This window comes from Pseudobdellovibrionaceae bacterium (assembly GCA_023898385.1).
Taxonomy (GTDB): domain Bacteria; phylum Bdellovibrionota; class Bdellovibrionia; order Bdellovibrionales; family UBA1609.
In genome coordinates, this window is the sequence record CP060220.1 from 2,703,396 (window position 1) to 2,716,355 (window position 12,960).

The window sequence follows — 12,960 nt, forward strand, 5'->3', positions numbered from 1 at the left end:
ATTAGCCATTCGATGAATTGAGAAGGCCGTTATTTTTCATCCAATCCACACTTTGTTTGATTGCATAGGCTGCCGGCTTGGGGTTAAATCCCAACTCGGCTTTAGCTTTACTGGCGTCAAACCAATGATACAGTGTGGAGGCCCAGGCATTTTCAGAGTTGATTGGCCCCTTTTTGTCCTTTTTTTCTAAATAGTCCCCATAGCGTCCTATGGCATGCACCAGCCAACCAGGTAGTTTAATTCGCGGCGGAGCCACCCCGGCTTCATGAGCTATGAGTCGAAAGACATCTTTAATAAGTAGGTTTTCGCCAGCCAAGATGTACCGTTCACCACTTCTGCCGAGATCTATTGAAGCTACAATGGCGTCAACAACATCTTCAACAGAGATGACGTTGACACCTCCAGGAGGATAAAATGGGAATTTCCCCTGAGCGACTTTGACTTGCACCTTGCGGCTGCCCTTTTTGGCATCTCCGGGTCCATAAATTGTTGAGGGGTTTAGGGCCACAGCCTGAATTCGATTTTTTCTCGCGGCCTCAAGAACAATCTCTTCAGCCTTTCTTTTTGTTTCAAAATAACCAAGATCAAGATGGCTTAAGTTATAATCAGAATTTTCATCGAGGGGAGCCTTTCCATCAAAGCTTGCACCCACAGCCACAACTGAACTTAAGTAAACAAGTTTTTTGACTCCATGTTTAGCACATGATTCCACAATATTATTTGTTCCCACTACATTTGCCAAAATCATGGCGGGCCTCATTGCGCGGGAGTAACCAACCAATCCTGCTAAATGGAAAACAAGATCTTGATTGGTCACAGCTTGGTCGACAGCTCCAGAATCAGATACGTCTCCAAGGGTGTGTTCAACCCGGAGGTTTTTTATTTCATCAAGATCACTGCGCTCTCGACGTAAGACTCGAACTTCATGACCTTCGTCCAGAAGTCTGCGAGTCAGCCACGATCCAACAAAACCCGTCGCTCCAGTGACTAACACTTTCATGGTCTAATTCCTTGGTTATTTGCGAAATCACTTCACATCTGCAGTTCAGTTGATAACATTTATTAATAGAAGTCGGAACGAAATTCATTCAGACCAAGAGGACCAATATGAGCACCAAAAAGATGCTACAAAACTTGTATCTATTCAAGGGGTTAGGCGAAGACCAGATGCAAAAGATTGATTCGATCGCCAACCTTGAAACTTTTGTTCCTGGTGACGATATTTTTGGACAAGGTGATCCCGCCACGGCTCTATATATGATTCAATTTGGAAGTGTTCGAATTCTTCAAAAAACTGCAGGTGGTGACAGTATCGAAGTGGCCTCGCTAGGTACCGGGTCTCATTTTGGCGAAATGGCGTTTCTTGACGGTGAGCCGCGATCAGCTTCGGCCACGCCCATTGAAAAATCAGATATCGTGGTTTTAGACTATGCCAAGCTTGATGAAGTATTGAGCGACGACTTTTCTATTGCTGTTCATTTTTATAAACAACTAGCCCACTTCTTGGCTGGTCGTTTAAGGATCACAACTAACGATTTGAGTTTTGCTAGAAGTCAAAACCTAAGTCACTTCTAGTCAACGGGTAGCCCATGGATATTTCAAGCTTCCTTGGTATCGCAGTCGCCCTTTTCGGAATAGTGGTGGGTAATGCCATAGAGGGGGGTCACTTTGGTTCCCTTATTCAATTTACTGCGTTTATTATTGTATTTGGTGGCACTCTAGGTGCCACTATGTTGGCCAACAGGGCGAGTGACCTAAAGCTAGGTTTGAAGCTCCTTGGCTGGGGATTTCGCGCTGATAACGATGAACTTCGCACAAGGGTGGCTGGTGAAATCGTTGATGTGGCAAACTTCGTTCGAAAAGAATCAATGCTGGCAGCCGAAGGGCGTGTGGGGAGCCTCACACATCCCTTCATGAGAAAAGTATTTAAACTGATGGTTGATGGGACAGAAGCGAATACCTTGCGTGATATTTTTGAAAAAGAAATGGAAACAGAAGAAGATCAGTGGATAGCTGGTGCAAAAGTTTGGATGGATGCCGGTGGGTATGCGCCAACCATAGGTATTCTTGGAGCCGTTTTAGGGTTGATTCATGTCATGGGTAATCTGACAAATACGTCAGAACTTGGTAAAGGAATTGCAGTTGCATTTGTAGCGACAATTTATGGGGTTGGATCTGCGAATTTACTATTTTTACCCATTGCCAATAAAATACAAAGAAAAGCCAAGGCTGAAACTCGCACCAAAGAAATGATCTTAGAAGGAGCTATCTCCATAGTTTCCGGTATGCACCCTCGCTTGATTCAAGAAAAAATGGATGGATTTCTTGAGACAGCAAGTCGATTGCCTTTGGTGAGATAAAAAAATGGCACGTCGTCGAAAAAAAACCGAAGACCACGAGAATCATGAGCGTTGGCTCGTATCATATGCCGATTTCATAACCTTGTTATTTGCGTTTTTCGTCGTGATGTATGCCATTTCTAGTCACGACTTGAAAAAGGCCGAGAGTTTTGAGCAATCTATTCGTGAACATCTGACAAAGTTTGGTGGTGGCCAGGGCAAAGCCGGAGGGTTAAATCGTTCCACAAAAGAAAGTTCTCCAGTTGAGCCACCCATTCCCCAACATCAAACACCGGGTGATATGCAGAAGGTGCAATTCAAAGTGGAGACCTACCTTGAAGAAAATATGTCGCCTGATGAGCTAGAGCGTGTCGTTAAGGACATTCGCTCAGACAACCTGGGTGTGCGCATATCCGTAGCAGCGGATGAAATTTTTCCTCAGGGCTCATACCGATTCAAATCGGATGCTGTTTCTACTTTGAACAAAATTGGCCGTCTGCTACACGATGCCGGCAAAAAAGTCATTGTTGAGGGTCACACAGACCTTATTGGTAAAAACAAAGATCTTATTCCAACGCCTTGGGAGTTATCGTCAATGCAGGCCACAACCGTTGCAAGATTTCTAATTAAGTTCCATGATATCAGTGGAAAAATGGTTTCTGCTGTGGCGTACGGCGATGAGCGGCCCCTTTTTCCGGATTCTGAAAATGAGGCCTATAGAGCTCGAAATCGGCGAATAGACTTTCTCGTGGTGACGGAGAGCTCACCACTCTAAGTCATATCTATTCGCGGATTATAGTGACTGATTTAATGACAACGTCTTCAGCGGGCTTGTCATTAATTCCTGTTTTCACAGAACCAATCTTTTTAACCACATCCATTCCCTCAACAATTTCGCCAAAAATGGAATAACCGGCTTTTGGCCTTTGTGCATCCAAGTGGGGGACGGCGCCTAAAGTAATAAAGAACTGGCTGCCATTCGTATTTGGTCCTCGATTGGCCATCGACAAAATGCCTTCTTTGTCATGCCGAAGGTTTGGGTGAAACTCGTCTTCAAAAGTATATCCCGGTCCGCCACGTCCTGTACCCATTGGGCATCCACCTTGGATCATAAAGCCATCAATAATTCGGTGGAACGTGAGGCCGTCATAGAATCGACGCTTTGTTGGTTTGTTGGTTTCAGGATCAGTAAACTCTTTTGTTCCTTCAGCTAATCCGACAAAGTTATCAACGGTTTTTGGGGCGCGTTTAAAATGAAGGCGGGCTTTAAATTGGCCCATACTGGTATCAAACAATGCAAACATACGCTTGGTCCTTTGTGTTTTCTGAGTTTTTTGTACAATTTTTGGAGAAGTTTTCTTGCTAGAATCTGTTTCGCCGGCGGCTTCTGATTTGGTGGAGGGCTCTGCAACCACGGGCGAAGTCTCTGGTTGAGTGAGCTTGCCTTCTTGTGCTCTTGCAAAACTAAACATCAAAAAAGCACTTAAATAAATAATCAGGGCCAGTCCCCATGGGTTCTTGCGGGAAAACATAGTTTTATCTCCTTAGAAGTCGTGCTGAGATAGCAAAAGTATCGAGGTCTCCACCTGGGGTCAAGAAAGGGACGGAGGGGATCAAAAAAAGTGGTATGACAGTCTTGAGGGAGACCCAGCCATTATACCGCCTTGCATCGAATGATTGGCCAAAACGGCTGCAAAATCAGTGGGGTTCCTGAGCTGTGATCAGCGCAGTGGAATCAGGATTTCTGCTGAGTGGACCAAGACGTCCCGCAGCTGATGAGAAATTTGATCCTGTGCGCCGTTAAGGTATTTGCATAAACGGATGTAACTCTCCGATGTCCAATTGATACGGCTGCCACTGGCCTGGGAGAAAATTTGATAAAGCTGTTCAATCAACCGCAAATAAGAATAGTGCTCGGCCAACTGTCGACCCTGCTTCTCGTCAAGACAATGACCCCCAACGAGAGCGTCAATCAGGGCGGTGACACTTCCCGATTTTAGTTTCTGCCCTGTTTTTAAGCAGGCAATCTGCACTGCAAACTCAATATCCACAATGCCGCCGGCTTCATATTTGAGATCAATGGAGTTTTCAGAGGAAGGTTTTAAGATTTTTTTTCTAATATCAGTAAGTTCCTCAAGTTCAGACTGATCGAGCCCGCGCTCCACACATAGGGTTCGAAGAGCGTTGTCTCGGCCAGATCCATCGAGCCGGCGGGCTCGCAAGTACGACTGTCGTTCCCAGGCGGCCGCCTTCTCCTTGATGTACTCTTCGAGATCTTTTTCCGGAACAAGCAGTGGTCCAGCGCTTCCGGATGGGCGCAACCGTAGGTCAATGGGATAGAGTTGGCCGCCCCGGTGAGGGTCAGTTAGGCGAGATATAAAACGTCTGGCAACTTTATTGTCGTCGTCGTTGGGGGCAGTTGGAGTGACAAAAACAAAATCAAGATCTGATTTTAATCCTAGTTCTCGACTGCCCCATTTTCCCAAACACAATATATCAACGCGAGCATCGGGAAAGTCTTCCTTTAGGCGTCCCAACAACAGGGAGCAGATCTCATCAGCGGCGGCCGTCATTTGCATAGAAAAAGAATTCAAATCTTTAGATTTTAACAGCTGGTTGGCGGCGATAATTTCGGTCAGCTTTTTTCTATCCGTTAATTCTTCAAGCAACTGTTCGAAATCAGAAGATAAAACATCCTGACGTCGGAGGATAAAACCATCTAAAATCTCGGGTCGAGAGGCCACCAGATGACCCAGGTAGGGCGAAGTACTAAACAATACACATAAATCACTCATGAGTGCGCGTTCTCGTAGCAAGAGAGTAAAAAATGAAGCCTTGGCCCGAGTGTTTTTAATAAAATCAATGAGGAGCTTAAGCCCCAAATTCAAGTCGACCCCGACATTCGCCAACTCTCCTATAAAATGATATAGAAGTTGCCGACGGATCTTCTCATCTCGTTGGCCAGAAGTGGACTTTGCAGTGAGTTGAATAAGCTTTGGCCAATCATTTTCGACCACAGTTTGATCAAAGCCCAATGACTTAAGCCATTGTTGTTGTGATTCGAGTGTAGTCGGTAGGGCCTCCCTGTCGATCTCGATTTTACCCAGTAACTCGCTCACCGTTGAGTCAACAAACTGCATTTTGTTGGCAACCTGTGTGGGAGTATTTTCTTCAATGATTTTGGGGTAGGGCACCTTAAGCGAGTGAGTTTGTCGGTCATTGATGCTCTGAATACCATTTTCAAGTTCACGCAGGTCCCAGTAATACTTAAGAAGTTTCCGCAATGTGTCCTCTGGCATAAGCTGATTTTCAATCAAACGGGCCACAGCCAAATCTGTTGACTGTAGTCGAAGCGTGGCGATTTTACCTCCGTGAATCACTTGTAAGGCGTGAATGAACAGCTCAATATCGCGGATACCGCCGACTCCCAGTTTGAGATTGAGTTGTCCTTGATTCTTGTTCTGCTGGTAATCTTGAATAAACCCGCGCAGGTGCTTAAGGTCATCAAACAAGGTGTAGTCTAGAAACCGACGATAGCAAAAGTCATCGGCCATGCTGCGAACCTCATCAAGCAACGGCTGTGGTCCGCATAAGGGACGGAGTCGAACAAGGGCCAGTCTTTCCCAAGTCGCACCTTGAGTCCAATAGTAATCTTCAAACTGGGACCGGGAAGACACAAGCGGGCCTAATTTTCCTCCGGGCCGGAGGTCTGCATCCACGCGCAAACAGAAGCCATAATTGTTGGTGTGGCTTAGCGATTGAATAATTTTTTGAACCAATGCGAGATCTTCACCAGAGGCTGGTTTGGCGCTAACAAACATCAGATCCACGTCCGAGGATAAATTCAGCTCGCACGCCCCAAGCTTTCCAACGGCAAAAATCCCAAGGTTTGTATTCTCCAAGCCGCCATTCTTTGTCCAGACTTGGTTGATTAAAGTGTCTGCAGCATGGCTCCAATATTGGCATACATCAGAAGCCGTTGCCGTTTTAAGTAAGGTGGCCATTGCGGCTCTCAGCCAATGATGATGCCGCTGCCATCTCAGTGAATACTCCCAACCCTCGTTGCACGGGTTATTCACGATGTTCAAATACCGATCTACGGCGGGGGAATACTGTCGAACCAGTAGGATCTGTTCCGCGGAGTATTCTTCAAGCGCTGGAATTTTCTCGCCAGACATTACTGTAAAAACGGCGACCACTTCGGCCGAAAGTACTCATTTTTGTCAAATGTAATGCGACGTTCGTTTGTACCATCTACGTTCACGATATAGATCTGGTATTTTCCTGTGCGATCGCTTGAAAACATAATATGGCGTCCATCAGGAGAAAAACTGGGGTCTTCGTTGTTGGCCCAACTTCCATTTGTCCTTCTGGCAGAGGTGAGGCGAGACAAACCGGTACCATCTTTCTTCATTACAAAAATATCAAAATGCCCTTTGTCTTGTCCGGCGAATGCGATCATCTTGCCATCCGGCGACCAGGCGGGGCTTGAGTTGTAAACACCAGCGAACGTGAGACGCTTCATCGTCGAGCCATCCGTATTCATGGTATAAATCATAGGCCGACCGCTTCGGGTCGATGAAAAGGCAATGCTACTGTTGTCCGCTGAAATAGCAGGCTCCATATTTAGCGCATTGTAAGGGCCGAAAGTGATCTGGGTGTAATTCTCACCGTCACCGGTCAAACGAAAGATATCGGGATTGCCCTTAAAGGTCATTGTCAGAAGCAAGTTGTTACCATCAGGTAAAAACGCAGCACCTGTATTGTTTCCTTTGCGAGTCGAAACCAGCCATCTTTTGCCGGTGGGGAGCTCGTAAGTCAGTAGGTCCCAGTTGCGGGTTTGGTTTCGACCGCGTTGTAATAGTGCGCTATAGGCGATCTTTTTTCCATCAGGTGACCAAGCGGGCGATGTGGCAATGGTGCGGTGGTCGGTGATTTTCCGCTCATTTTGGCCGTCCCAATCCATTACGTAGATTTCTTTGAAATGGCTGCCATCATTTCGTCGCGAGACCACCATTTGCGTGGTAAACATCCCCGGCTTATTGGTGAGTTTCTCTACTAGATCATTAGCAAAACTATGCGCCATCTTTCTGGCGGCAAAGATAGGTCCCTCGTAAGTCTTGCCGAACACCAATTTGGCTTGGGGGACGTAATAAACATAGATTTCGAGATTGAGCTTGTCTCCGATTACTTTGTATCCGCCTCGAATCAAAAACTCAGTGCCTATGGATTTCCAACTCTGAAAATCAAAACCGTTAGGCGCGCCCGGGGCAGGTCGCAAGCCGACTTTTGTGGTGTCTTCAAGATACGCATCTTGACTAATAAATGTGAAAAGCGATGAGACGCTCAAATCATTGCTAACCACATTGAACAAGGTCTGACCGGCACGAAGATGTTCGCTGTTTTTTTGACTGCCGTAGTACTGAAACGGCGGGAGTGCCACGAGGCTTTTTTTCACCTTGGCAGCGCCCACATCGATATAAATCTTATTTTGTGCAAGGCTCAAAGAGGATACAAAAACAAAAACCAATATGGCAGACACTTTAGATATTAAATTGAACATTAGGCTCTCCCTTTTTTATTCTGGAAAGTTTAAAACAAGCGCACCTTGTTGTAGGGCACCACGTAGTCGATCAGGCGGTGCCGGAAAAGGGGAGCTGGCTTCAATTGTACTTAAAACGATCTCATCAAATACTGAATTTCCTGACGAGATCAAAATTTGTTTGCCGGTGACATACCCTCGCTCATCCAAACTCACAGTGGCCTGGGCCTTTAGATCTGCATCGGCAAGCCATTGCGGGAGGTCCCAGTTTTCGCGGATTCGCACTTTTATCTGAGAATAGTAGTCATCAAACTGAATGCGAGTTAATCCGGTGAAGCTGTCGCCACTTGAAATAATATTACCGGCATAGGTCGGTGGGGGAGGCGAATTTTTAGGTTTCGATTCGAGGCTTTTGGCGATGTCATCAATGGCAGACTCGGTTTTCAGCTTTTTGATCGCCTCTTCGAGAGTTGATTGTTTAGATTTTTTATTATCAATTTTTTTCTTTGGTTTCGGGGTGTCTTTTGCTACGGGCTTAGCGAGGGGCTTTGGTTGGGGCTTGGCATTCACTTCTGGCTTCACATCGGGAGCCATTTTTTCAGGGAGTGCCACCATGTCCACACGAATAGCGTTTTGAATGATTAGATCTTTACTTGGAAACCAAAGTGTCTTTACCGTAAAAACTACAAAAAGCGCGAGGTGAAAACCGACGGACAGGACTATGAACTGCTGAAAGCGATCATCGAATGGAGAGTGTTGGCTGACAGCACTCAAAGTGACGACCCCTTCGGGAGCGTAACAAGTCCAATTTGTGAAATTCCAGCCGATTTGATTTCGCCCATGGCTTGGGCGACTATGCCGTAGCTGACACTTTTGTCGGCCTGGATGAATATTTCTTTGTTTTTTCTTGTCGCAAAAATGGCCTTCAACTTACTCGAGAGTTGAGGCATATCAATCTGGTTTTTCCCCACAAAGATTCGGCCATTTTTTTTAATTTCTAAAATAAAAGGCTCATCACTTGGCGATGTTCCTGTGGCCGCTGTTTCGGGGAGATCTACATCGATCCCCTGTTGCATCATGGGGGCAGTGACCATAAAAATAACAAGTAGAACTAACATCACATCAACAAATGGCGTGACGTTGATTTCACTCATTACCACTCGACTGCTTTTATTTGATGGTTGTGCCATGCCCATAGTGTAACTCTCCGCTCGGTTTTGCAGACTGGACTAGCGGTCTTTAAAGAAATTTCGCTTTGCCACGTTTAGAAAATCTGCGGCAAAATTATTTAGGTCCATTTCTTGTTTACGCAATTTACTGATGTAGTGATTGTATCCCACAGTGGCCGGAATCGCCGCAGCCAAGCCCACGGCTGTAGCGATAAGGGCTTCAGAAATCCCAGGTGCCACGACGGCAAGGCTTGCCATTTTCGTTGCACCAATTTTTTGAAAGGCCCCCATAATTCCCCAAACAGTGCCAAACAATCCAATAAAGGGCCCCGTGCTACCGGTGGTGGCTAAGATAGAAAGGCGAGACTCAAAGTTGGCAATCTCAAGGTCAATGGCTTTTCGCAAGGCCCGGTCCAAGTTGTCTATTCCAGAAAGCAAAGGAGCAGAAGACTCATCTCCATCGTCTTTTGATCGAGCCAATTTAGATCCGGCCATCTTTTGCAGTTCTTGATAGCCGGTTTTAAATACACTGGCCGCCGGACTCTGGGCATGATCCCCTACGGAACGATTGATGTCATCCAGAGAGGGCGCGCGCCAAAAAACATCAAAGAACGGTTCATTGGCATCTTCGGCGGCATCAAACTGCTTTTTCTTTAAAAAGATAATGGCCCAGCAGACCACTGACATGGTCACGAGGGTAATCAGCGTTAGCTGAACAATGGGGCTGGCAGACATAATAGCATGCCAAGCAGTTACGTTTACGGAAAGTGAAGCTTCATTTACGGTGTCGGCCCAGGCGTAGTTCATCATAGATTAAAAGGCTAATGCCAATTAAAGGATTATTCAATCCCTGTGGTTAATTGATGAATCTCATCATTTTACTGTATCTGCTTGACCGAGTTGTTCAGTGTGTTTTTGAACCTGGGCCAGGAGATCCTTAGTGGGGCGATCAGTCAAAATCCCTGACGCGTACTGAGCAAGGGGGCTAGATAGAAATTCTGGCCAAGAGGATGCCAAAAGCACAAGCTTAATCTGTCGTCTGTGGAGCTCCTTTGCCATATCCTCCGTAACAGCACCCACCGCGGTGACCTTTAGCGGTGAAATCACTAAATCTGGCCGCAACGACATAACTGATGTCATGTTCAACGCTGAAAACACACGGGCTTTCATCGTATTTGTTGGGTCAGAGGTGTACAGCCAACGAGGTTTTTTATCTTTAATGTAGGCAATGGGTTGGGGTCGGGGGCTGGTGATGACCACCCGGTCCTCAAGGCCGTGTTGATCAATCAAGGCCATCAACTGATCAAGAGCCACAGGAGAAAAGTCCTGAACATCAAGTACAAACACGGCTTGTGGTAACAGCAAAAACAGTTCTTCAGGAGTGGGATAGGCGCCTGTATCAGAATACAAAGGTGAGTTTCCAGGCACACCTGGACGTAGGTCGTGTAACTTCATTTGCCTCAAAGGTTGATTTTCATCAGTTCGTGCATCTGGATGGATGACCCAATGATTGTCGGCCGTCAGCCAAAGCCGGGCTTCTAGCCAGACCTTTGCCGAGACAGAATAGGCGTCCTGGAATGCGGCCAGTGTGTAAGGGGCATGTTTAGCACCGCTTCCGCCGGCAGCAATCACTAAGCTTTGTTGCTTAAGTAGGGGGTGGTCGAAGGCCGTGAACTCCTGCTGCAAACCCAGGTAGCGCAGGACAAATAGGGTCATGCCCCCCCAGAGAATGGCGATGGCACTAATCATCAAAAGGCGAACAACAGGACGAATCATGCTAGGCAACCTACTGATATCCTTGGCTTTTGTCTAGACAATAGGGTCGTCAATTTGATTTGATAAATAGGGTAAAAATTAACTTAATTAGGTTGAAATAAGGCCCATTTTCAGTTAATTTTCTTTTACGAATCTGGTATTCAAACCCAATTGTTTCAACCACTTGAAATGTAAAGTCAGGATTTAAGTATCAGATCACGGGTAGGTCGAAAATGAACCGGATTAATCGAAAAGTTGAATATGCACTAATGGCCCTCAAATTTATGAGTGGCAAATACGCGGGCCAGTTGACTACGGTCAAAGAAATCTGTGATGCCACCGGCAGTCCCTTTGATGCCACAGCGCGGGTCATGCAAGTCATGGTTCATCATAAATTGCTGCAATCAGAGCAGGGTGCCCACGGTGGATACTTATTGATTAAAGATCTCAACAAGGTCTCGTTTTTTGAGCTCGTAGAAATGATACTTGGACCGCTAGGAATCACAAAGTGTTTGCATTCGTCTGAGTGTGATCTCATTGAAACTTGTAATGTTTTGCCCACGGTATCAGTCCTTAATAATAGATTGGCTGAATTTTATAAAAGTCTGACTCTGGCGGAACTTTTACAACTTGACCAACGAGAGGTTAAATCTACACCTCAAGCAACAAATCAGGGGGAAGTGTTGGAGGAGGTTAAGCCTCAATGAGCGCCAAAACCCCGGGCGAAGCCGTAGACCGCGATTACAAATACGGATTTTATACTGATATTGAAGTGGATGAAGTTCCAAAGGGTCTGAGTGAAGAAATCATTCGAATGATTTCTGCAAAAAAACAAGAGCCCGAGTGGATGCTAAAGATCCGGCTCCGCGCCTTCGAGACGTGGAAAAAAATGACCGAACCCCAATGGGCACACGTGGATTATGAGCCCATAGATTATCAAGAGATTAGATACTACTCGGCACCCAAGAAAGAAAGCGATGACGGTGGTCCAAAGAGCTTAGATGATTTAGACCCTGAATTACTAAAAACATTTGAACGTTTGGGAATACCGCTGGCAGAACAAAAGAGAATCTCTGGCGTTGCGATAGATGTAGTATTTGATAGTGTATCTGTGGGCACCACACATCAAGAGGAGCTGGCAAAACACGGTGTGATTTTCTGCTCTATTTCGGAGGCCATTAAAGAGCATCCTGAGCTTGTGAAAAAATATCTAGGCTCAGTTGTACCCATGGCGGACAATTTCTTTTCAAGCTTAAACACGGCAGTATTTACTGACGGCTCGTTTTGCTACATTCCAAAAGGCGTTCGGTGCCCTATCGACCTATCTACATATTTTCGAATCAACGCTAAAGATACCGGGCAATTTGAGCGAACACTTGTCATTGCTGATGAGGGAAGTTTCGTAAATTACCTAGAGGGCTGTACGGCACCCATGCGCGATGAAAATCAGCTTCATGCGGCAGTGGTGGAGTTGGTCGCACTTGAGGGCGCTGAGATAAATTATTCTACTGTACAAAACTGGTATTCCGGAGACAAAGAGGGGCGCGGAGGCATTTATAATTTTGTTACCAAGCGGGGAAAATGCGCAGGCAAAAACTCTAAGATTTCTTGGACACAAGTGGAGTCTGGCTCAGCGATCACCTGGAAGTATCCCAGCGTTATCTTACAGGGCGACAACTCTGTGGGTGCCTTTTACTCAGTGGCGTTGACCCACGATAAAATGCAGGCAGACACTGGCACTAAGATGATTCATTTGGGGAAGAATACAAAAAGCACTATTATATCAAAGGGTATTTCAGCAGATCATTCTAGTAACGCCTACCGCGGACTCGTAAAAATAATGCCAAAGGCAGAAGGGGCTCGCAACTATTCCCAATGTGACTCCATGCTTGTAGGTGATCGTGCTAGCGCTCATACATATCCCTATCTTGAGGTGAAAAATAAATCGGCAATTATTGAACACGAGGCTTCGACTTCGCGGATCAGTGCGGATCAGTTGTTCTATCTGCAGTCAAGGGGTCTTGATACTGAACAATCGGTTGCCATGTTAGTTAATGGATTTTGCAAAGATGTATTTAAGCACTTACCACTCGAATTTTCAGTCGAGGCGGTGAAGCTTATTGAAATGAAACTAGAAAATAGTATTGGATAAAAG

13 protein-coding genes are annotated in these 12,960 nt (G+C 45.9%); 5 read left to right on the top strand and 8 right to left on the bottom strand.

The window, feature by feature from the left end; genetic code table 11:
- Window position 1 precedes the first annotated feature (1 nt).
- Window positions 2-1,000 carry an NAD-dependent epimerase/dehydratase family protein gene (locus H6626_12385; GenBank protein USN46981.1) on the bottom strand — a complete coding sequence of 333 codons (999 nt, stop codon included), beginning with the start codon at window positions 998-1,000 and terminating at the stop codon, window positions 2-4.
- A gap of 107 nt (window positions 1,001-1,107) precedes the next feature.
- Here H6626_12385 and H6626_12390 point away from each other — a divergent pair, with 107 nt between their 5' ends.
- From H6626_12390 to H6626_12400, 3 genes are read left to right on the top strand one after another with little or no spacing between them, the layout of a single operon-like run.
- Window positions 1,108-1,575 (top strand): cyclic nucleotide-binding domain-containing protein, encoded by a 468-nt coding sequence (locus tag H6626_12390; GenBank protein ID USN46982.1) that lies wholly within the window; start codon window positions 1,108-1,110, stop codon window positions 1,573-1,575.
- Window positions 1,576-1,589: 14 nt separating this feature from the next.
- Window positions 1,590-2,360: a flagellar motor protein gene (locus tag H6626_12395; GenBank protein ID USN46983.1), complete on the top strand. Its 771-nt coding sequence runs from the start codon at window positions 1,590-1,592 to the stop codon at window positions 2,358-2,360.
- Window positions 2,361-2,364: 4 nt separating this feature from the next.
- Window positions 2,365-3,114 carry an OmpA family protein gene (locus H6626_12400; protein USN46984.1) on the top strand — a complete coding sequence of 250 codons (750 nt, stop codon included), beginning with the start codon at window positions 2,365-2,367 and terminating at the stop codon, window positions 3,112-3,114.
- Between the two features lie 7 nt (window positions 3,115-3,121).
- On the opposite strand, the gene H6626_12405 is transcribed toward H6626_12400, so the two are convergent.
- From H6626_12405 to H6626_12435, 7 genes are all read right to left on the bottom strand, one after another.
- Complete coding sequence (locus H6626_12405) at window positions 3,122-3,643, bottom strand: peptidylprolyl isomerase (protein ID USN49030.1); 522 nt, start codon at window positions 3,641-3,643, stop codon at window positions 3,122-3,124.
- Between the two features lie 417 nt (window positions 3,644-4,060).
- Window positions 4,061-6,538 carry a glutamine-synthetase adenylyltransferase gene (locus H6626_12410; GenBank protein ID USN46985.1) on the bottom strand — a complete coding sequence of 826 codons (2,478 nt, stop codon included), beginning with the start codon at window positions 6,536-6,538 and terminating at the stop codon, window positions 4,061-4,063.
- Window positions 6,517-7,902, bottom strand: coding sequence for a PD40 domain-containing protein (locus H6626_12415; protein ID USN46986.1), 1,386 nt, complete (start codon window positions 7,900-7,902; stop codon window positions 6,517-6,519). Before H6626_12415 ends, H6626_12410 begins: the two co-directional genes overlap by 22 nt.
- A 15-nt stretch (window positions 7,903-7,917) precedes the next feature.
- Complete coding sequence (locus tag H6626_12420; GenBank protein ID USN46987.1) at window positions 7,918-8,655, bottom strand: TonB family protein; 738 nt, start codon at window positions 8,653-8,655, stop codon at window positions 7,918-7,920.
- Window positions 8,652-9,071, bottom strand: a complete 420-nt coding sequence (gene tolR, locus H6626_12425; protein ID USN46988.1) for a protein TolR — start codon at window positions 9,069-9,071, stop codon at window positions 8,652-8,654. Before tolR ends, H6626_12420 begins: the two co-directional genes overlap by 4 nt.
- 39 nt (window positions 9,072-9,110) lie before the next feature.
- Window positions 9,111-9,857: a protein TolQ gene (gene tolQ / locus H6626_12430; protein USN49031.1), complete on the bottom strand. Its 747-nt coding sequence runs from the start codon at window positions 9,855-9,857 to the stop codon at window positions 9,111-9,113.
- A 66-nt stretch (window positions 9,858-9,923) separates the two neighbouring features.
- Window positions 9,924-10,826, bottom strand: a complete 903-nt coding sequence (locus tag H6626_12435; GenBank protein ID USN46989.1) for a hypothetical protein — start codon at window positions 10,824-10,826, stop codon at window positions 9,924-9,926.
- Between the two features lie 212 nt (window positions 10,827-11,038).
- Here H6626_12435 and H6626_12440 point away from each other — a divergent pair, with 212 nt between their 5' ends.
- Both H6626_12440 and sufB read left to right on the top strand, forming a co-directional pair.
- Window positions 11,039-11,512, top strand: coding sequence for an Rrf2 family transcriptional regulator (locus tag H6626_12440; protein USN46990.1), 474 nt, complete (start codon window positions 11,039-11,041; stop codon window positions 11,510-11,512).
- Window positions 11,509-12,957: a Fe-S cluster assembly protein SufB gene (gene sufB / locus H6626_12445; GenBank protein ID USN46991.1), complete on the top strand. Its 1,449-nt coding sequence runs from the start codon at window positions 11,509-11,511 to the stop codon at window positions 12,955-12,957. The genes H6626_12440 and sufB overlap by 4 nt, the downstream gene beginning before the upstream one ends.
- Window positions 12,958-12,960 lie beyond the last annotated feature (3 nt).